Annotated in this window: 18 protein-coding genes and 1 pseudogene; 10 read left to right on the plus strand and 9 right to left on the minus strand. The window is 55.8% G+C overall.

Features of this window, described 5'->3' with window-relative positions; all coding sequences use genetic code 11:
• Positions 1-211: 211 nt before the first annotated feature.
• Complete coding sequence (locus APQ99_RS11785) at positions 212-1,210, plus strand: transposase (RefSeq protein ID WP_136361747.1); 999 nt, start codon at positions 212-214, stop codon at positions 1,208-1,210.
• 35 nt (positions 1,211-1,245) lie between these two features.
• On the opposite strand, the gene APQ99_RS11790 is transcribed toward APQ99_RS11785, so the two are convergent.
• Entirely contained in the window at positions 1,246-1,722 is a 477-nt protein-coding gene (locus APQ99_RS11790; RefSeq protein WP_136361748.1) for a hypothetical protein, read from the minus strand.
• Between the two features lie 147 nt (positions 1,723-1,869).
• Between APQ99_RS11790 and APQ99_RS11795 the strand changes: the two are divergent.
• Both APQ99_RS11795 and APQ99_RS11800 read left to right on the plus strand, forming a co-directional pair.
• Positions 1,870-2,127 (plus strand): annotated as a pseudogene (locus tag APQ99_RS11795) (IS5/IS1182 family transposase); the annotation flags it as partial.
• 254 nt (positions 2,128-2,381) lie between these two features.
• Complete coding sequence (locus APQ99_RS11800; RefSeq protein WP_244289034.1) at positions 2,382-3,878, plus strand: AAA family ATPase; 1,497 nt, start codon at positions 2,382-2,384, stop codon at positions 3,876-3,878.
• An 817-nt stretch (positions 3,879-4,695) separates the two neighbouring features.
• Here APQ99_RS11800 and APQ99_RS11805 read toward each other — a convergent pair.
• Complete coding sequence (locus tag APQ99_RS11805; RefSeq protein WP_136361749.1) at positions 4,696-5,088, minus strand: hypothetical protein; 393 nt, start codon at positions 5,086-5,088, stop codon at positions 4,696-4,698.
• Between the two features lie 172 nt (positions 5,089-5,260).
• Here APQ99_RS11805 and APQ99_RS11810 point away from each other — a divergent pair, with 172 nt between their 5' ends.
• From APQ99_RS11810 to APQ99_RS11825, 4 genes are all read left to right on the plus strand, one after another.
• Entirely contained in the window at positions 5,261-6,031 is a 771-nt protein-coding gene (locus APQ99_RS11810; RefSeq protein WP_168731203.1) for a ParA family protein, read from the plus strand.
• A complete protein-coding gene (locus APQ99_RS11815) occupies positions 6,024-6,395 on the plus strand; it encodes a hypothetical protein (protein WP_136361751.1) in 372 nt (123 codons plus the stop codon). Before APQ99_RS11810 ends, APQ99_RS11815 begins: the two co-directional genes overlap by 8 nt.
• A gap of 67 nt (positions 6,396-6,462) precedes the next feature.
• Positions 6,463-6,771 (plus strand): AbrB/MazE/SpoVT family DNA-binding domain-containing protein, encoded by a 309-nt coding sequence (locus tag APQ99_RS11820; protein ID WP_136361752.1) that lies wholly within the window; start codon positions 6,463-6,465, stop codon positions 6,769-6,771.
• Positions 6,768-7,196 carry a PIN domain-containing protein gene (locus APQ99_RS11825; RefSeq protein WP_136361753.1) on the plus strand — a complete coding sequence of 143 codons (429 nt, stop codon included), beginning with the start codon at positions 6,768-6,770 and terminating at the stop codon, positions 7,194-7,196. The genes APQ99_RS11820 and APQ99_RS11825 overlap by 4 nt, the downstream gene beginning before the upstream one ends.
• Positions 7,197-7,223: 27 nt before the next feature.
• Here the strand turns inward: APQ99_RS11825 and APQ99_RS11830 are convergent, their stop codons facing one another.
• Positions 7,224-8,099 (minus strand): metallophosphoesterase family protein, encoded by an 876-nt coding sequence (locus APQ99_RS11830; protein ID WP_136361754.1) that lies wholly within the window; start codon positions 8,097-8,099, stop codon positions 7,224-7,226.
• 145 nt (positions 8,100-8,244) lie between these two features.
• Between APQ99_RS11830 and APQ99_RS12695 the strand changes: the two genes are divergently transcribed.
• Positions 8,245-8,397 (plus strand): hypothetical protein, encoded by a 153-nt coding sequence (locus APQ99_RS12695; RefSeq protein ID WP_156105765.1) that lies wholly within the window; start codon positions 8,245-8,247, stop codon positions 8,395-8,397.
• A gap of 20 nt (positions 8,398-8,417) precedes the next feature.
• Entirely contained in the window at positions 8,418-8,861 is a 444-nt protein-coding gene (locus APQ99_RS11835) for a hypothetical protein (RefSeq protein WP_136361755.1), read from the plus strand.
• Positions 8,862-9,081: 220 nt separating this feature from the next.
• On the opposite strand, the gene APQ99_RS11840 is transcribed toward APQ99_RS11835, so the two are convergent.
• From APQ99_RS11840 to APQ99_RS11855, 4 genes are all read right to left on the minus strand, one after another.
• Positions 9,082-9,576 (minus strand): metal-dependent hydrolase, encoded by a 495-nt coding sequence (locus tag APQ99_RS11840; protein ID WP_136361756.1) that lies wholly within the window; start codon positions 9,574-9,576, stop codon positions 9,082-9,084.
• Positions 9,577-9,579: 3 nt separating this feature from the next.
• Positions 9,580-9,996, minus strand: coding sequence for a hypothetical protein (locus APQ99_RS11845; protein ID WP_136361757.1), 417 nt, complete (start codon positions 9,994-9,996; stop codon positions 9,580-9,582).
• Positions 9,993-10,598 carry a site-specific integrase gene (locus tag APQ99_RS11850; protein ID WP_136361758.1) on the minus strand — a complete coding sequence of 202 codons (606 nt, stop codon included), beginning with the start codon at positions 10,596-10,598 and terminating at the stop codon, positions 9,993-9,995. Before APQ99_RS11850 ends, APQ99_RS11845 begins: the two co-directional genes overlap by 4 nt.
• An 841-nt stretch (positions 10,599-11,439) precedes the next feature.
• Entirely contained in the window at positions 11,440-15,369 is a 3,930-nt protein-coding gene (locus tag APQ99_RS11855) for a helicase-related protein (RefSeq protein WP_136361759.1), read from the minus strand.
• A 118-nt stretch (positions 15,370-15,487) separates the two neighbouring features.
• Between APQ99_RS11855 and APQ99_RS11860 the strand changes: the two genes are divergently transcribed.
• Complete coding sequence (locus APQ99_RS11860; RefSeq protein WP_136361760.1) at positions 15,488-15,952, plus strand: hypothetical protein; 465 nt, start codon at positions 15,488-15,490, stop codon at positions 15,950-15,952.
• Positions 15,953-15,965: 13 nt separating this feature from the next.
• Here APQ99_RS11860 and APQ99_RS11865 read toward each other — a convergent pair whose 3' ends face one another.
• Complete coding sequence (locus tag APQ99_RS11865; RefSeq protein WP_136361761.1) at positions 15,966-18,191, minus strand: AAA domain-containing protein; 2,226 nt, start codon at positions 18,189-18,191, stop codon at positions 15,966-15,968.
• Positions 18,192-18,215: 24 nt separating this feature from the next.
• Positions 18,216-19,283: a hypothetical protein gene (locus APQ99_RS11870; protein WP_244289031.1), complete on the minus strand. Its 1,068-nt coding sequence runs from the start codon at positions 19,281-19,283 to the stop codon at positions 18,216-18,218.
• Positions 19,284-20,891 lie beyond the last annotated feature (1,608 nt).

Raw genomic sequence — 20,891 nt, forward strand, 5'->3', positions numbered from 1 at the left:
GGCTCCTAATATAGTAGTAGTCGTCCTCCTCAACTATTTTAGGGCCGTCGTCAAAGCTCTCCTCTAAGTCTTCTAATCCTGATTCGGCTCCCTCCAGTCGAACTTTCCACCTCATTGTGGGACAGCCACGGGTTAGTGGAAGTTAGTGTTCCTCGGTAATCAGAGCGTGTCATAGAAAGCGTCACGTACGAAGCTGCAGGGTGCGGAAAGTGTGTCCAGCACAACCGCGACCCTGCAAGATGTAGCATCGGTAGACGACTTCTTGAATGCGGCGGCTACCGAGACAGTACCGCTATTCGAACACCTTGAGTTCGCGTTTCTCCTGGAGTACGACGTGTTCGCCCCCGCTCGCCGGGGGCGAACACGAGTCCATCAACCACCAGATCTCTTTCGGGGCTTTCTCCACTGCTACTACGAGAACGTCTACGGCACACGCCCGGTGACACGAGAACTCCAGCACAGCCTCGTCTGGTACTACTGCGGACTCGACAAACCGCCATCCAGAGACACGGTTGACCGCTTTCTCACCGACCTCGAACACGTTATTGACGATGTCTTCGACAGGCTCGTCGAGCAGGCCGCCGCCCGCGGCCTGCTCGACTCCACCTACTCGATCGATTCGACCCACATCGAAGCGATCCAGTACAACGACGCAGCATCTTGGAACTACGATCCAACAGCTGAGGAGTACTACTACGGCTTCGGCTGTACGATTGTCTCAACCGGCTCAAAGATCCCGATAGCAGCGGAGTTCACACAAGCTAAACAAGCGGATCAGGAGACGGCGATGCGCGTCACGCGTGACGCGCTTGCCGTTGACGCACCAATCTGGATGCTTGGAGACAGCGCGTACGACATTCTCGACTGGCACGACCACCTGCTGGCCGCAGGGGTCGTGCCAGTCGTTCCGTACAACCCGCGAAACACTGACGACCCGAAAGATATCGAGTACAGGGTCGAAGACCGCATCGAAGAACACAGCCAGGACGTTCAGCTGAAGCAATCTATTCTAGACGAGACGTACAACCACCGGACAGGAGTCGAACGAACTAACGACGCGGTCAAGGACTGCGGCCTCGGGCACGTCCGCGCCCGAGGCCGCGTCCATGCACGAACAGAAGTGTTCCTTGCACTGTGTCTCCGACTCGTCGTTGCAATCACCAACTTTGAGCGGGGTGATGACCCTGGCCGCGAGAAACTCAAGCTATGAGATGGTTTCTATGACACGCTCCTAACAGTACTACGTTATTTGAGCAAGTCGTTTTTCGAGCCTCTCCGATCGTCCTCACTGAAGACCCCATTCCGTTTTCTCACCCTCTCACTGTCTGCACTCTGCTCGCTCCCTTCCCACTCTATCTCTTCTTCCCGACCATATTCGGAGTATGGCTTCTCCTCCAAGTCACTTAGATCACTAGCCCATTTGTGAACCCAGGCTTCACGAAACCCTCCCTGATTAGGGATAACTACTCTTACCGGGAAATCCTCAATTTCTGGATTGACGCTGCCCGAGTCCGAAATAACTTGCTTGCCCGCAATTTCCTCAGGATATCCATCAGTTGCCAATGCCAGAGTTCGTGTATCATTCGTCGCTGGGTTCTCACACTGAATTTTGTTGGTGAAGCTGCTCACATTGAGAAAAGTCCAAACGGCAATACCACTTCGAATTCGTTCCGGGCGGTCTTCATCTAGCACATCATACAGCTCTTTGATACTATCGCCCATTGGTGACAATTAGAGATGATTCCGTAATACGATTGGGGTACGTTTGATTGCAGCTTGCCTTGTTTTGCCGCCAACTGAGGGGAGGTTCAGCCACTCTCACGGGACGATTCCATCACTCTAACCCGGAATTGGACGCCGTCTGGCAATATGGCATCGCTCAGACGGCTCACGCGGATGTGTCGACACCTTGCCAAACAGCATGTTGACGGCGCGGGCGGGTACGCCGAATGGGTGCAGATCGCGGTAATTCTGTAACTGAAGAAGAGCCTCCGCGAGACCAAGAACTACCTCAACGAAATGCCCGGTATCCTCACCGTGTTCGGTCTCGATGAAGCACCGCACTACAGCTCGTTTTGTCGGTGGGAACAGAAGTATCAGATGCGTGAGCTCCGCCGCCTGCTCCGCCAGCCATTATCGTCTGATGTCGGCTACTTAACCAACACAAACGACCAGATGAAACCATTTGTTGGTTAATGTATTTCAGAGATTCTGGGTACTACATACAGCTACAGACAACCGCCGTCAGCAGGTTACAAACTGTAAACGGTGAATTAGAGGATTTATGCTGTGGAGGGATATCCACACTCTACGGTACCATGACTACCAATTTAGATTCAGCATACGCAATAATTTTTAACCTCGGGTGAAATATGCTGCTTATGACCCAGTCTCGGGAGGATAACAGTCCAGACCAGGAGGAAATCACTGACGACAGTGTGATGTCCAATGTAGACGGTGAATCCGGGACTGGCAGTGAGGCTGTTACGGCATCGGATCACGGATCTGCCGAATCCGTCCCGGATTCGGATACAGAGGATGGAAGCAGTACTAGCGGACTGGGTGGGACGATTCGAGATCGTGTCGAAAGTCAGTTGAACGAGGATGACTCGACGACCTCAGTATTTGCTAATAAAGACCTCGTTCACCCGGATACGATTATTGACGCCGACCGCATCGTTGGTCGCGACGAGCAGCTAGATCGGATCATCGAACTACTCCTGCCCGCTGTGAAGGGAGGACGACAGGATAACATCCTCCAATTTGGCCCATCTGGAACAGGCAAGTCACTCATCATTAATGCGACTGCCGAGGAAGTCGCGACGCTCTGTGAGAACCGCGGTGTCGACTTCGGCGTCATTCGCATCAACTGCCAGCGGATCAGCTCCGAGGATAAAGCCGTCTACGCAATGCTGGAAGACGTTTCTGAGAAAACCGGCACTGAGGTCGGTATCAAAAAACAGGGAACGGCAACCTCAGACAAGTACGACCACCTCTACGACATCGTCAATAAACACTTCGAGGCGATACTATTCATTCTGGACGAAATCGACTACCTCACTGGAAACAACAATGACGACGAACCGGATTACTCTCGGCTTCTCTATCAGCTCTCACGTGCTACTGCTGAAGGTGACATAGAAGGTCGCTCGGCAGTCGCTGCACTCACTAACGACACCCAACTGATACAGAAATTAGATGGCCGGACGGCCAGTTCGTTCAATCCAGATAACGTCGTGTTCCCCGACTACGACGCCACCCAAATTCGGGCCATCCTCAAGCATCGAAAAGATGCATTCCGCGACGGCGCCCTCTCCGACGATGTGATTCCCCTCGCTTCCGCGTTCGCCGCTCAAGACGAAGGGGACGCTCGAAAGGCAATCGACTTGCTTAGAAAGGCGGGCGAGATGGCCGATCGCGAAGGAAGCGGGGCTGTCGAGGAGCGTCATGTCCGATCCGCCCAGGGGAAACTCGACGTCGACCAAGCACAGAAGACAATCAACGGACTGTCCGCGCAGAAAAAATACACTCTGTACGCCGTGGCGTCGGTCGCTATTCACGCGACTCGTTCACTCGATTCGATTCCTGGTCCAGTCGCCTATGACATCTACAGCTACGTGACCGAGAGCATCGACGCTGATACGAAATCGGACGACTCCTTTCGACGGTATGCAAAAGAGCTGGCGTCGTACAACATCGTATCGAAGGATCGGAGCGGACGCGGACGCGGACGAGGTGTTCACAACGAGTACGCCTTCGCAATCGACCCCGAGACTGTCAAAGAGACGATTGAGCGAGACAGTCGAATAACTGAGATCGAACAAGACTCTCTTCGGCTTGTCGTGGAAGCCCAGCTCGACGAGTTCAATAGCTCATAGAGAGCGGTTTCGTCGAAATGGTGAGTGATTACCCCCCCGTTTGCTGATTGTATCCTGGCAGAGACCCCATATGCAGAATGTATTATTCCCGATTTGGATTTCCGAGTATCATCGACGAACGTCTGATAGACGTCATCCCCCCATTTGCTGATTGTATCTCGCCACCGTAGAGTAGGTCAGTGGGAGCGGTCATGGATACCGAACCAATTCAGGCATTGGTGATTGAAGAAATAACGCATAGACCACCCGTACCAGCCACGGCCGGCCACGGAAGTTCGTTGAGAGCTGAAACTGCGTCAGGCGAGATGTTTCAATCTACCCTCTCCCCCCATTTGCTGAATGTATCTCATCAAAAGACGGGAGGGGGATAAGATGAAAATCACGACGGGAGTCTCTAAAACTAGGGAATCCTCGCCTATAGGTCCTGAGGAGGGCGATTCGGTCTTTATCTAGCATTGTCTTAATTTATAGAAGGTTTTATTATGGAAGACTGGTAACCATACCCGTAATACAGAGAAAAGAAAATGAAAGTGAAGATATACTTTCTAGATAGCTCAGAATGGCATTCGACCCGTTCTTCTCGTATATCGCTTCATAACGTTCTCTAACCGCGAATCCTGCATTCTCGTCCCGTCTGTGGTATTATGGCCTCCCGGACCTTCTCCAAGATACATTCCGCAAATGGGGGGAGGGGGACCGATACATTCAGCAAAGTAGTGGCTGTTTCCACCTCTATCAATCGTTACCCCACATTACAGTCCGTGATTGATTGCGTGGGGTAACTACAGGTCGGAATAATCGACGATTCCAGACGCACTCAACGCTCTTTGTTCGCGTTCACCGGTGCAATATACTCGTTTTTCCAGGAGTCACCATCACGCCATTGCCAGTAATAGTAGTGATACCCTGGTTTCGTCTCTTTAACCGTGATGTAGGCGCCACTGGCCGGTATGTCACTGTAGTCTGTTGGATCCGTGGAGATCTCTCGTTCTTCAAGCTCTTTTTGCTCCGCTTCGGTGATCGAATTTTCTTCCCGTTTTTTCGTGGCTACGTGCTCGCGTTCGGTGCGTTTCCAAGCGGCCAGTTTCGCGGCATACGCTGCGACTGTATCGAGCCGATCGGGCGACTGTTTATCCAGTGGTTCGAGAATGTAGTTCGGCAAATCTGGCGCTGGTGGTTTTGTTGTGGGAGGATCTGAAGACTCGTTCACAGTTACCCCACGTCTGGCTAATATATCAATTTGTGGGGTAACTCGGCTAGCTGTGTGATCGAGAGAGGGCCACTATGACCAACTGGATCTCTCGATTTACTTTTGCCGAGAGAACTACTAGCGTCTGACGTAGTTATTTGAAGTCACAGAACGCACAGAACGGATGGAAGCCATGACTCGGAGAATCGGAATCACGAATCAGAAGGGAGGCGTGAGTAAAACCACGAATACAATCAACGTCGCTGGCGGACTCGCTGCTGATGGTGTAGACGTTCTCGCCGTCGACATGGACCCTCAGGGATACCTCACGCATCGGCTTGGGTTCGAAGACGAGTACACGTCCGAACCACCGTCGCTGTACGATGCGCTCCAATCCCCTGCCGACCACGACGTCGACGATCTCGTTGTTGCCCACGACGAGTTCGATCTACTGCCGGCCAACATCGATATGTTCCACCTTGAGCAGGACCTCATCGCGAGCGGGATGCGTCCCCGGTTGCGGCTGAAGCGGGTCCTAGAGAACGCGACCGCGTGGGACGTTATCCTTATCGACGCCCCGCCGTCGCTGGGTCCACTGAACGATAACGTCGTACTCGCCACCGAAGAATTACTCGTGCCGGTCGAGGCCGACGAGAGTTCCCAGCTCGCGTTAAATCATCTCCTGCGCCAGCTGGACACGCTCGAGGACAACTACGACACGCATATCGATGTTCTCGGTCTCATCGTCTCGAACGTGGCCTATCCACTGGACAATGAACAACAGGAGGCCATCGACTGGTTTCACGAGCGTTTCGAGGGACGCGTCGCAGTGTGGACTGTTCGCAGTCGGGCGGCGATCAAGCGGGCGGTGAAAGCCCAGGGTTCGGTGTTCGCAGCAGACGCCGAAGAGACCGATATGGCTGACGTATATGCGCAGATAGCTGCGGAGGTGACCGATGACTAACGATATTGACGATCGTCTGAGCCGTCGATTTGACGACGACCAGGGCGATGAGAGTGACACCTCTGAAAAATCACAGAACGACATGACTTCAGGGCAGTCTGAGAACGAGATGAGTTCACAGAAAGCACAGAACATCAAGAAAGAATGGAACGTGCGGAGCTTCTACCTCGATGATAATCTCGACAATGACCTCTCGACGGCATTCAAGCGGCTGGATCTATCGCTTTCGGAGGCTGACACTGACGTAGATCTCAAGAAGACTCGTCACTTCTACCCGCTGATCGTCGAACTTGGCCTGGAACGGTTGGAAGAGATGGACATCACAGAAGCCACAGAACGAGTGGAAGGCACTGATTCGGTATAGCGATATTTGGTTTACTTGCCGGGATACGTTTATGTGTGTACGCCGCGAAGTATTGACCTGAGAAAGTATGAGCAAGACAGAGTCTGAAAAAGTGGTGTCTGTATCGTCGCGTGGGCAAGCAACCATCCCGAAGGAGTTCCGCGAGGAGCTGGGTATCGACACGCCCGGCCGTGTGAAATTCATTCAGACCGATGAGGGTGAAATCGTCGTTCGCCCCATCCACTCGGTGACAGACTTGCGTGGGGTTCTGGACGGGAAGACCGACGAGCAGGGCCGCTCGGCAACTGAGCGCCTGCGGGAGGAACGCGCAGCTGACAAAGCCAGCGAAGAGGAGTTGCGCCAGCGCTATGCCGGCGACGACGAGGCTGACGCATGACGGACGGGGCAGAGATTCCCGAAACGATCGTCTTCGACGCCGAACCACTCATCGCCTATTTCTGCAACGAATCGGGGAGCGACACGGTCGAGACGTACGTCGACGCCGTTGAAGGCGCAGCAGACGGCTACATCTCGGCTATTAACCTCGCTGAGGTCCACTATATCGTCCGTGCGATTGACGGCGAGGAACGTGCCGATGCTGTCGTCGACGTCCTCGAGGAAAGCGGCATCCGTCGCGTCGATACCGAACAGACCTGGGCATCAGCAGCCGACTTCAAATTCCGCTACGCTCCGGCGCTTGGCGATGCCTTCGCACTCGGGACCGCAGCACACGTCGACGGGATGCTCCTCGTCGGTGCCGATGATGATTACGACGACGTCACCGATGTCCCAATCGAACGGTTCCGAGAGGAACCGGCATAGACTCTGTTTCTCGTCTCACAGTGGTCGCTATCGATGCTCTTCTGTCCGCTCTTCGAGGAATTCTCGCAGTCTCGATTCAAAAGACGGTGGCGTAGCTCCGAACGTTGACGTTGCAGACTCCACAACTTCGTCAATCTCGGCTTCCGCTTGTACTGTTCCCAGTCCGTAGAGTGCTGTGCGAACCACCTCACTGTAGAAATCGTCTTCGTCGTAGCAGAACTGACAGTCCTGTCGCCAGTAGTCCGGGACGAACTGCACACCGAGTGCCTGATGCTTGGGACAGATCCCTTTCCGAACCTGCCCAATGTTTCGGAAATCGACCTGCCACGTACCGTCAGATGCAATCTCGACGACGAAGTACGCGCCAAGAAGAGCATCCGCGCCATGATCAGCCGTCCGGTAGAGGAATGCGGTGTTGAGAGCCTTGTTCTTGTACCGGCCGGTGTGTATATGACCAGAGAAGTACGCCTTCCCCGCAAAGTGTTCCAGCAACTCGGGGTGCCAGTAGTGGTTCACGAGGATTGTCTCGTCCTCGACTAACTCGGGATTTTGAGTGAACGTCTCTCCAGCAACGGTAATTGTGTCATCTTCGGGGATGAACGTCCCCGGAAGGTCGTAGTCCTGGAATGGCTGTTCCGGACCGATTGCTCCGTCTCGATTCCCCCAGATGTAGAGAAATTCTCCGCGCTCGTGGAGCGTCTCAAAATACGGGGTGACCGCCTCGAGCTGTTCCCGACCTTCGTCGACGCCATCGAACCACGCATTCGTGATATCGCCGACGTGAATGACGAAGTCGAATTCTTCGCCTTCAGTTCCATCGACGACCCGTTCCAGAGAGTCAACGTCCCCGTGGTTGTCTCCCATACAGAGAAGTCGGAGCGTCTCAACATCGTCAGCCGCCATTGTTGGCTCTCCATAATCACGCAAGTGTATAGAAGACCACGTACATCGTCAAGGGGAGATATCACAACAGTGGTGATCGGTCTGAGTCACGGCTTCCGCGTAGCCGTCCACAGGCTTATTACAGAGGAGCACCGATATTTCGTCAATGAGTCTCCACCCCGCTGGCGACGACCGCGAGGGCGACGCCGAGGACGGAGATCGGCCTGAGGTTCCTGAGGGCGTTCTTCGCGGCATTGAGGATATCGCTGACGGGAATACAGCGAGCAAAGAAGACCTCGAGTCTCTGCTGAAGTACTAACCGACTTTTCTGAGGTAGATGTGAGCTATGTATCACTGTCGGACGAAGAGACGAAGGTCATCTTTGCTGGGGAAGCCGCTACTGATTTTGCTGCACTCGATGCTTCGGAACAGGAGGAGGTCATCACCCGGCTCCTGAACATCGTCACGAGCGAGGCACCACCCAGCTCGTTCATCTATGAGCGTATCGCCAACCTCGATATCATCACCGTCGGTGATCAGTGCCGATTGTACACCAAGGTCGTTGACGAAATCCCACGTGGAGACACGGAGTATCATGTCATCTATCTCTTCTTCATCGATCCGTACCACGACTACCCCCACAAGGCGCTAGCAGCGTACAGCCCGAGTGCAGAGGCGAAAGCTGAGGAGGTCACTGCGCTGGAGCAGGTGTCCGATGTTGAGCAATACTTCGCGGATCACGATGCGCTCGACGAGGACGATCTCCGGGATTTACTCCCATAGCGTGTTCTGGAACCTGGATCTCTCTGGTTCAACCCTTACCCTCGCGTTCGGGAAACCGCTTCCCTCGCCGGCGTATCTTTCGATTTTACCGATTTTCGCTACGTGTGATCAGTGAACCATCAGGGAACCGTAGGCGTCAGCCCAGCAGCGACGATGGCGTACGCCTGCTCCTGTGCACGGTCTTAACCAACAACTGCCGGTCTTCTTGGCCGCTCGTTGGTTAAGTACTGAGCGCGAGCCCGCCGGCAACCGCCACACCGGCGACCACGGCGCCGAGCACAAGCAGGGCGTAGTTCACTATCGGGTTCGCAGCCGTGACGACGTCGAGCGTGTACTTCTCGCCACGCACGGGCGCGAACGGACGGACACCGGTCGGTGTGAGCACGTCGGCGAGGATGTGAGCTACCACGGTGAGGGTCCCGACGACGGCGCCGAACAGTCCCGTCCCGAGTGCGGCCAGCACCCCACGGGACGCCCCCAGTAGTAGGCCACCGACACCGACGACCGTGCCGACAGCGAGCGCGAACCACACGGTATGTGTTGGTCCTCGGTGTTTCACGCCGGGGATTCGTTGATCGACGTCGGGAAGCATGGCCCCGCCAACGACGACGACACCACCGAGCACTCCGAGCGTGGTGTAGCCGAGCGCAGTCAGGATGAACACAATGGGCGCGTAGGCGACCAACGCCGCGCCGTAGTGGCCTTTTTGATGCATGGGTTAGTAGTCCTGGAGCCACTCTGGCCCGCCGTAGGCGTCGACGTAACACTGTTTGTGTGCCGGCTCGCCTCTCGGGTTCGGGACAGCATTCTCGAGCGGGACGGATTCACCGCAGAGGTCGCACTCAGCTGTATGCCCTGCCTGCCGGGCGTCCGGTGAGAGGTTCTTTGTCTCGACATAGAGCTCTTGGAGCGAGCGTGGCGTCAGCCGGACAAGGACTTTCTCGCGGTCATCCTCATCTCGCTGTTCCGGCGTGTACGTGAGCACCCAGTCTTGCCCTTCCTCGCCGTCGCCGCCCGGTCCCAGCGAGATCGTCTGTGCGAGTTCGTCTGGAACGTAGTGCCACTCGTTATCCCTGAACCGCGGGTAGTGCCCCGCCGGTCGCGGGTTCTCGGGATCGACGTCGTCCTCGGTCATGCGAGCCCCGCCTCCTCGAAGGCGTCGTTGACGACCTCGGCCGTCGGGGCATTGAGGTATGGTTCGATGGCCTGGAAGGAGTCCCAGCCACCGACGGCCATCACGACACGGGGATTCATCTGCCGGTCGACGAGGAGACGCTGGGCGAAGCGTCGACGGAGGTCGTGCGAACTCACGTACTGATAGTCGTCGTCGCCGGTTTCGGCGGCTGCACGCTCGGCGGTACGCTTCACGACGTCGCGGACGCCCCGCTCGGTGAGATCGATCAATAAATCGTCTGGCGCTATATCTTCGGCATTCTGGTAGCGATGGATATCACCCTCGACGTCGGCCGGGAGATAGGCGTCGCGTGGCTTCCCGCCGTTCCCAGTCGTGTCCTTGCCCTCTGGCACCCGGAGCCGGTAGTGGTCGCCGTCGGGTGTGCGTTTCACGTGCTCCGGGCGGATCTGGGGGATTTCGAAGGCTCGGAGGCCGACGTAGCCACCGAGCTGGATGATGAGATCGTCGCGATGGTTCGCCGCCGTTCGGCGGAGTTCGTCGAGTTCGGCGTCGGTCATCCAGACCTTGTATTCGTCCGCTTTCGCGGTCGCCTCCAGTCGCATAGGTACTTCTAAAACAACCTTGCACCATATATCTGTCGAGCATCAGAAACGGTGGTGTGTGATCGGCCGATTAGGCCATTTCAGGGGGTATCTGCGGTTTGCTAGTGACGACTTCTATGATAAGGCGGAACCAAGCTGAAATACGCAGTATGCTCGCAGGGTGTGATCGGTATCTCGAGAAACTCTTTGTTTTAAGTAATTGATATCGAAGGGCTGTTTCGTCGTACCTGTGATCTGTTCATCGTGTCTGACTGTCTTTTCGCGGGCGTAGTCGTCCAACTCTTAGTATTCCACCTTTCTACCGCGTAGGTCAGGAGCTCTCCTGACGAAGAACTCCGTCGTAAGAGGATTGCATCGCTCTTGTACTTCTGAAACTCTCTTGTGATTCGCTCCGAGCGCGACGGCAACTCGGCTTCAACACCAACTTGGTACTTCTGAAACGACCCCGACGCCGACGACCCCGACCTCGCTGTTGTGACTGACGTTGACGACGGTGAGGTGAGCATCGGATTCCAGTACCTCCTCAAAGACGAGTTTGATGACCTCTATATCTCGTCAAACAACTTACCGAGCGAATGTGAAAGTGCCAGCATCAAGTGTTACTCCTACGACCACGACGCACTTAGATTCAAATCCCAGTATTAACGAGTGAACAATCGGTTTACGATTCGTAGTCGTTCTGATTCGTTACGCGAGCAAACGATGAATCTCTTTCGACGAACTTCGACGACATTGTATTGCCAATGGTGATTTCGGACGTCAGGCATCGACTCAAGTTGCCATTCAGGCCATCAGAATACAGAAGATATGGACAGTCGGTTCTTCAACCGTCTCCCTGCAGCTATGAAGATCCACTGTTCTGACTTCGATTCTCCAGGAACGTTTCACACCACTGTGATAGTCCGCCTACAGAGTGAGTCTCGACCACGCCTTCTTCATTCAGTGTCGTAAGATGCCCGTCACGCTCCCAGGCGCAGACGACGGACTGACTATCAGAATTGTCGGTAGGTGCTACACGCTTCGAGAGTCGCGCTGATTCGTCGCTCTCTTCGAGAAGTGCTTGGACGAATCGGCCAAACAGGGGGTTGCCAGGCGCGAGGTAGTGGATCGAGGGAAATTCGTCGGTGCACTCTGCCGAGAACGTGACAGCGATTTCGTGACCGTCCGGTGCAATCGCCTGTGCTAGTGTCTGCTCGCCCTCAAAGTCCGGTAAGTCGCTCTCTGCTTCTAACCGATACGTGGTTTGCTCGAATCGGAACTCGTCGGCGAACTCGGTGTCCGTTACCGACAGATCCAGTTCGCCGATGGGCGTCAACGTGATTCCCGCGTCGGCGAGCGCTTCGTTGCCGACGAGCAGTTCTTCGACCGCATCTGTCACAAATGGTGAGGGGTACTCGTACTGGTCGTCCCCGACTTCGACGATATCTGGGTGGTCAGCACTCTCCCACGCATCGAGTTTCGCTTCATCGATGACGTCCTGCGCGACAGGTGTCTCGACTGTATCTAGTGACTCGCCGACGTCTACCCTGTCACTGTCCTCCTGGTTCTCGATCTCCTCCGAGAACTCTCGTTCGGCATCGTCGACGGCCTGTGCATTGTCTCCCCGTTCTGTCTCGAGTGTGGCCGACCGAATCTGGTCGCTGACACCCGACAAGATAGGCTGCATCTCGCCGACGACGTTCTCGAACAGGCCGATTCTGTCGTCGAGTCGGTCGTAGATGTCGGTCTCGACCGTATCTTCGTAGCTGTAGTTGAGGATCGTTACCTCGTCGTAGTTCTGTCCAATTCGATCGATACGTCCGATGCGCTGTTCCACGCGCATCGGATTCCATGGGAGGTCGTAGTTGATGAGTGCGCCACACTCCTGTAGGTTCAACCCCTCGCTCGCAGAGTCCGTACAGACGAGGATGTCGACCTGTCCGTCGTCGGCAGCGAACTCCCGTTTGACGCGTTCCTTCCCGACTTGGCTCCACGTTCCGGACTCACTGTCGTACACTTCACCTCCGCGGCCAGAGTACGTCGCGACTGTCTCGCCGTGAATCGAGACGAGACTTTCCCGGATGAAGTCCATCGTGTCGGTGTACTGGGTAAAGACGATGGCTCGGTTGTGTCCTTCTCGATCTAATTCGTCGAGGTCGTCGATGAGCTGACCGATCTTTGGATCTTGGTCGATTTCGGTAAGTTCGTCGACGAAGGATTCCAGTTCCTCGATCTCTTGTTCCAACAGGTGGATACCGTCGTCGGTCACGTTCGGCACGATCTCTGCAAGATCAGTGTCTTCGATGTCGCCTTCCAACTCGTCGACCTCCTCCATGTCCTCGAGGTCGTATTCAGAGAGAGTTTCGAGGATTGCCTGTTCGGCGTCGTCGTACTCACTGTCGGCAGCGCGCTGTTTCCCCTTCAGTACGGTTCGCTGGTTCCGGAGCTTCCGAAGGCGATTTTGTAGACTCTGGGAGATTGCATAGACGCTGCTGGTGAGTCGCTGGCGGTAGGTAGTCATGACGAACCCAATGGCCTGTGAGTCGGCCTCGTCTGACTGCTGGGCGAGTTTGTAGAACTTCCGCGTGTATTCGTCGATGTGGTCGTACACTCGCCGAGTTGCGTCGGTCAACTCGATCTTCTGCTGTTCGGGGTCGCGGTCTGGGACGGTTGCGTCGAGGAGACCGACACGTTCGTACTTGCGAAGCGTATCACGCGTGTTTCGATGGATGAGCGCGTCGACGGGTGTCGACTCGGCGAGTACGTTTCGGACAACCTGCCAGCCCGACGTGGTCAGTTCGTCGAGTGCAGCGAGCCGTTCGTTCCGAGAGAACGTCAACCACTCGTCGTTGGCTTTCCACTCGGGATAGAGGAGGTACTTCAGTTTCTCGTCCTCCTTGGCGTCGAATGGGTCGATACCGTGTTCGTCCATGGCAGCGTCGAACGAGTCGACGTAGCCATCATAATGTTCCCCGTAGTCGCTGGCGAGGTCACACGCCCGCAGAACGCGTTCCTTGCCGATAGATCTCGCGTGCTGGTCGTCACCGACGTCTAGTTCACTGGCCACCGCGTCGAAAACGCGGTCAGAGAGAGTTCGGTCTCCTGTCAGTCGATCCTGATACCGGCCCTCCGTAAGCGTCGCCTGTGACGACCAGGACTCGTCTGCATGAGATGAATCAGTGTCACCCAGCGTTTCCTCGAGCGCCTTCGTGAGTGCTCGGCGGGTTTCGAAGAACTCGACGAAATTGTCCTGATTATCCCATTCCCCCGGGAGGTCGAGCAAGGACATCAGGTCGTACAGTTCGCCGGCGTGCAACTGCATCGGTGTCGCAGTGAGTAGGTAGTACGTCTGCGTATGGTCTCGCAGTCGTTCCAGTAGTGAGTAGAAGCTACTTCCCTTGCGGCCGTTGTGTGCCTCGTCCACGATGACTGCGTCCCAGACACCCTCTCGGTCGGACGTCGAGCGACCGCGACAACTTACTGGCACGTCGTCGCGAGTTCGAACAGTGCCACCGTCTTTCGGTGCCACCTGGTTCCATCGGTCTTCCAGTCGTGCGGTATGCCAGGACATGATGACGATTACAGGACCGTCGGTGGCGTCATCGTCATGGTGCTCGTGAAGGAAGCGCCAGATAGGACTCTCTACCCACGCCTGATCGCGTTCGTCACTGCCGAGGTCGAGATTGGCCGCTGCCGGTGGTGAGTGTTCGCGTCCAAAGGCGTCGATGAAGGCGTACTCGTAGTCGCTCCCGCGCTCGTAACGGTACGTGTTCAGATTGAACTTCTCCCACATCTCTTCCTGCCACTGGACGGTAAGGCTCGCCGGGACGAGCAACAGTCCCGTCTCAAGTTCGTTGGTGAGACCGAGCCTGGAGAGCGTTAGACCGGCTTCGATGGTCTTCCCGAGGCCGACCTCGTCACAGAGCAGGAAACTGTTCGGGTAGGTGTTGACGAGCGTGTCGGAGACGACGCGCTGGTGTGGCCACGGTGTAATCGTACTTCCCTCCTCTGCAAGCGCGAGTCCACCTGGTGCGAGGTGGCCATCGGCCACGATGTTCGCCTTGTCGCGCTCGGTCGGCGGTGCTTCGCCACGGGCGATCTGGAGGGCCTCCTCCAGTTCTGTCTGTGAATCAGGGTCCTTCCAGTCGATGAGTTCTTCCTCGATGGCGTCCGGGAGGTCGTACACCTCGACGTAAGGGTGTTCGTTCTCCCAGAGCCGGTCGAAGGTCTCGATGTCGTCGTCGACGTACGTCGACTGCTGGTCGATCCACGACCGGTGAACCTTGAAGCGCTCGTAGTTGTTCTTCCATCCACCGACTGTCTCGTTGACGCTCCCTTCGAAGGAGAGTGCGTTCCCGGCGTCGTCGTGGAAGATACCCATCTTTGGATGGAAGATGCGCCACGAACCCTCACGGGGAACGGCGACCTTGATGTGTAGCTGGTCTTCGCGGAGGAGCCGAGCGAGCAGTTGCAGTTGCGCGTCGAGTTGTTCGTCGTCGAGTTCGTCGAGTGACTCGGTCAGTTCGTCAGTAAGTGCCTCGAAGACGGGGCGGTCTGTGGAGTAGAGTTCCGTGCCGACGACCAAGCGCATCTGGCCGTCGTCATCAAGGAGAGCGTCGATGCCCTGGGAGGCGACCGCAAGTGCGCTGCTGGAAAAGTAGCCAGCAATGCGGTCGTACCGGATACTTCGCTCTAACGCAGGGACGTAGAAGTCGTCGACGAGATACGCACCATCAGTCTGTGGTTGACTCTCGTATATCGACTGCCAGTCCCAATCTGGCAACATCGACATTGTATTAGATTGGTATCCTCTTCCGAAGAGAAGCACTTAAAGACCAACCTAGTCGTCCCTGCTCGTCGAGATTTTGCCGACCCCAAACTAATATATTAGTAGACTATCGTCTCCAACCATGGTTCGAGATAACAAGGATCGATATGGGAACCGACATCGCGAAGATCCGGCGTACGACATGGGGGAGTCTAAGCCCGGTGACGTCGGCGATAGCAAGGGGACGTTCCACGACAGAGCCAGCTCGGATAACAACGTAATCGTTGATGGAGAGGTGAAGAACTACGAATCTCACAAGCGGAACAATTCGAACAAGAAACATTCTGTCCGTTCGGGTTCTAACGGGGAAGCAGACAATCAGGACGAGGAGCAGTCTCACGGAACACACGGTAACGGACAGTACGCAGAACTCGACGGGAATATCGTCGAAGTCGAGGTAGACCGGATCAGTGGATCGGGGAACGCAATCGCGATGTATCAGGGAATGCACGTCCACGTCCCTGATGGAGAGCCGGGGGAGTCATACGAAGTCGAACTGAACGCCGATAGTGGATACTTCGTCGGGAAAGTGAAGGTGAGAGAGTAGTGGTACACCCAGGCTAGGGGGTTAGCATCAGGTCGCCTGTGAGAATCTGGTCAGCGAGTTCTTCGTAGAGCGGGGCGCAACTCTCCTCCTCTGTCCGGTGGGGAGCGACAGTCCCTAACGTGTTCCAGTCACCGACCAACACTAGACGTTTGCGTGCACGAGTCATCGCCACGTTCAGGCGACGTAGCCCCTCGCTTGGAAACTCCAGAAACCCACTGTGGCCTCTATCGTTGCTGCGGACGAATGAGACGACGATTGCTTCCCGTTCGCTCCCTTGGAAGGAGTCGACGGTATCAACGTTCACTCGTTCCGGACTGTCGATGTCAAGTTGATTGATGCGACCACCAATCGCTCCTACTTGTCCACTGTAGGCAGAAATCACCCCGATATCTTCCGGGCTGAGTCCGTGCTGAACGAGGAGTTTCACCTGTTTCGCAACTGCTTCTGCTTCCTGTGGATTGTAGTACGAGTTCCCGTGTGTTCGTCTCTGTTCTTCACCATCGATGTCGATGGCCATCAACGGTTGCAAATCCTCGACAGTCCAATCCTGATTGCGGGCGGCAGTTTCTAGTTCCCCATTGTAGAACGACTCGTTCGGGAACTCCGCGATCTTGTCGTTCATCCGATACTGCTTCCTCAGTAGCACTGAGATCTGGTCATCGTAGCGTTCGAGAAGGTATTCGAAGAGGGAGATGTGCATGTCCTCCTCCTGCATCGTCTCGCTGGCGCAGTACGGCGGGAGTTGCTTGTGGTCGCCAGCGAGGACGAGTTTCTTTGCACTGTTCAGGACGATTGCGGTGGCTGGACGACTGGCCTGTGTCGCTTCGTCCACCACGGCGACGTCGAATGTATCCGGGTCGAACTGGGCAGACCCACTTGTGGTTGCGGCGACGATGTCGGCATTGCGGGTCGATTGGTCAGCGTAATGGCGTCGGACGACATCGCTGCGAGAGTTACTCCCCACACGTGCGATGGACAGCTCTGACTCCGGGGACTGTGCCATCGCATGCAAGGTGTCCTCCTCAGGGGAGTCAAGAGTGCTATCTCCCACCAAGAGATTGTCGACGGCCTGATTGGAGTGGGCAGTTACGAGAACAGATTCCCCCTGTGAGACGGCGTATCGGACGTAGGCAGTGAGTGTTCGTGTCTTACCGGTCCCCGGTGGGCCGTGGATACAGGCGACGTCGTTCGCCCCGTCGGCCCAAATCATGGCCATTCGCTGGTAGTCGTTTAGCTCGATTTCCGCCTCCGGGAGAGCGTACTTGTTGACGGTGTACTCGACCGGACGCTTCCCGGTCAAGAGATCGCGTTTCCCGGGGTTACGTTTGACCTGCTTGATTGCTTTGAGTCGCCTCTCGAATGGAACTGGGTTCAGGAGGTCGTGAAGCCAGAGTTCTGTTTCGTCACTATCCAGAAGTTTCTCGACGGCATTCCGGTCGTCGATGGACTCCCACGCTGGCTGAATGGTGATGTGGGGGCCTTTGACGGACGTCACCTCGACTTCGAGTGGGAACTGCGACTCCCCGGTCTCGGTGTCGATGATACAGCGGTTCTGTTCGAAGATTCCTTCGTCATCGCGGAGGTCGACCGAATCGTCGTCATCGTCTTCCTCCGGGACGAACTGATAGTTGTAGGCTGGTTCTCCGTCGCTACCCACTGTTCGACTGACGGGTACAAACGGCCCCGACATCTGGTTCCGTCTGATTGCTTCTTGAAGCCCCAGTTCCTCGTAGGCCTCCCAGTTGTTGTCCCGCTCAGATGCTCGTTCGGATTGAACGAACGCCTTCAGATCTTCGAAGAACGCGTCCTGTTCGTTTGAACTCAGTCGGTCAAAAGGATCGACTTGATTCGCTGGCAACTCGGATTCGTCCACCGCTAACTCCGGATCTGACCGGTTCTCGGGGAGCCAGAACCAGAGCCGTTGGCCGACCACCTTCTCGTCTAAACGGTGGCACTCGGCGAATCGCTTTGCTCCATCGTAGCCGAGACCAGCGTCGTACCAGCCGACGTGTCCCTTCTCCGGACGATAGATGATGTACTCGTTGGTCGGGGTAGGCTTGTTCTTCTCGAACACTGGAACGATGTACCCGTCTCGCTCCGACGACCAGATATCGAGTTGTTCCGCGGCCTGGGAACATGCCCTCTCTACGTCGATAGCTTCGTACTCTGCATTGCGTGTGTCTACACTGAGGAGTTCCGCGTCCTCGTAGCGCCAGTCATTGAATAGCTCTCGAACCATAACGTGAATGCTAACAGTGTGTCCTCAGTAGTCGTCCAGCCCCTGCTGACTCGACTCGTCGCCGTCGTCCGCGAAGACGTTCGGGCTGAACTCCAGGTCGAGCACGTCGCGCGTTCGCCCGACGGCGAGATCCCGCGCCAGTTCCCAGTCCTCGTGGTCGTGGGGAAGCACCTGGAGGAGTGCCTTCAGCGTCGATTTGAACGTCGAGTCGGTGGCGAAGTTGCGCTCGCGGAGCCAGTCACAACACGCGCTCTCGCCCTGCGCGTCGTAGACGTGCATCGCCGCGTGAACCTTGTCCAGTGCGAGGCCGAACGACAGGTCGTCGGGGTTCACTGGCGTGCGACTGGAGCGATTCTCGGGTTTCTCGTTGATGTTCTGCACGCGGTCGTCGTGCCCACGCAGGCTGATGTCGCCGGTGCTCTTGCGCCAGGTCTTCGTGTTCCGCTTGATGTCGTCGATGTCGACGCCGATTCCCAACCCGAGTTGGTGGCCGTCGTCGTAGGCAAACGTCTGCTTTTCGTGAACTAACCAGCAAAGCACGTACCACTCGGTGACGTCGTCGAGGTCGTCGATGCCCTCGACTTCGAGGAACTCGTCGACGAGGATCTGGGTCACGGCCTCGCGGGCCTCCTCCAGCGCGCGCCGCGGCGGGACGTCGTTGTCCTCGTCGTCGACCACAGGGTAGGCGTCTGCGAACACGCGCAGCGTCGGGCCGAACGCGCTGATGATGACGTCGGTCTTCGTGAGGCTCAACCCGGAGTCGAGGAGGTCGCGGGCGGCTTCCTTCGCAGCGGCGCGGGTGTCGGCCTTGACGTCGCTCCAGAGCGTCGGCGTCGCGTTCTCGGGGTCGCGCTCCTCGTGGGGTTTGCGGCCGGTGAGCAGGAGCGTGGAGTCCGCGGAGGCGCTGGTCCGCATCCCCGCACGCTGGGGCATCTCGCTCGTAATCGGGTGCGTGGAGGTGATGGTGAACCCGGAGTTGATGAGCGACATGGTCAGCGTGTCCCAGGCGTCCGTCTCCTTGTGCGTGAACATCACCGTCATCACGCCGCCGGGTTCGAGGACGCGGTAGAGTTCGGAAAAGATGTCGCTCATCTTCTGTTCGTATTCGTTGCGAGCGAGTTCAGCCTTCGAAGTAGAACCGTCAGCAATATCCTCGAACTTGCTGGAGTTCGCCACCGCCTCAGAACTCTTGTCTGTTAACTCGCTCTCGAACAAGTCTGGATAGGTGTCGTTGAGATAGCGTTTTATCCAAATGTAGAATATATCGGCGAATTCAGAGTACATAACGCTACTATAGTACGGCGGGTCGATAATTGCAGCCTGCAATTCGGAGTCGTTGTACGAGAGGTTAGCTGCGTCTCCGACCGTGACTTCTGCGGCGTCAATGTCGGCGGGCAGATAGGAAACAAGTTTATCGTAAGAATCCGCTACCTTCTCAAGCTGTGCAGTGAAGTCCATTGCGCCTGCGAAGGCGTTATTGATGGTAAATACGCGCTTGAAGCTCAGATTCTTTCCCTTGAGCATCTGACTGGGGTATCCTTTACTGGTGTCCCAGTCAGTTAGTCGCGAATTCCTATCAATGAATTTGCTAGCAGCGAGAGTGGTGAGGCAAATGAGAGCATCCGCGGTCTCGCTATCGTACTCTGACCTAATCTCAGGCTTGAAATGCTCTACAGCCTGCTGGAGTTCATAGTGGGAAATCAACTGACGTGGGGAGAACAAGTCCCGCCACTCGTTTATACCATACCGCTTAGTTCTCGCAGTCTCCTTACCATTGGGAATTTGGCTGTCAAGCAAAGTTGACAGTTTATAGTCAGCATCTACCCGTTTTTTTGCGCGTTCGAATGCTTCATTATCGTGCTTCGTTGGCCCACGGAACTGGCTCTTGCCCCGGTTATCTATGTATTTGACGCAAAGCGCCTCATACTCGAATTCTCCTGATTTGAAGCGCTCTTTTACATCCTCACTTTCAGTCACGACATTACATCGGAGGCACTCAACGTTACCGCCCCGTGAGACTGGGCCTTCGCCCGGATTAAATTCCAACTCCTCGGCGTTGGGATCAGTAAGCGCTTCGAACGAGAGCGTGCCATCCTCTTTTACTTCGGGTCTGACTGCAACATTCGTTCCTGTGGTTTTCACCCACCACTTTGGAACCAGCGGAATGTTCCCTCCACATGAGCTACACTCAACAGTGTAGGTACAAACGTAGCTATCGATGTTTTTCTCGCCGTCCCCTACAGGGAAGTATTCCTCAAGGTTTTCTTCAGCTCTGTCAGATACCTTTTCACCCCATTGGCGTAACTCAGAACCCAATGAATCTACTTGAGGAGCATACTCAAGCATCACCTTCAAAATCATGGAGGGTACTGGATTCAGCTCATTAGCCCGTGTTGGCAGGTCATATCGTAGTGACTCAAACGGGATTACTCCACCTCCGGCGGTAGGATCGATAGTTGTGGGTAAGTCACCGCCCCAGTGTTCTCGAAGCGTACTATGTAATTCCTTAAGTTCGGTTTCAGTCGGCGATGATGTGAACGGTCTCGGATAGCCGTAGTGGTCTTGGAGAGTTCCACTTCGGTCGCTTTCAGTAGCTTTCTTACTTTCTGAGGGTGTCATAGAAGTCTTCACACACTATGATAGAGTTTCTGACTGTTATAGAGAGTTACTAGCTTAGAAAGTCGTGCACTTGGTGCACGG

Origin of the sequence: Halobacterium salinarum DSM 3754, assembly GCF_008124605.1 — an archaeon.
Taxonomy (GTDB): domain Archaea; phylum Halobacteriota; class Halobacteria; order Halobacteriales; family Halobacteriaceae; genus Halobacterium; species Halobacterium salinarum.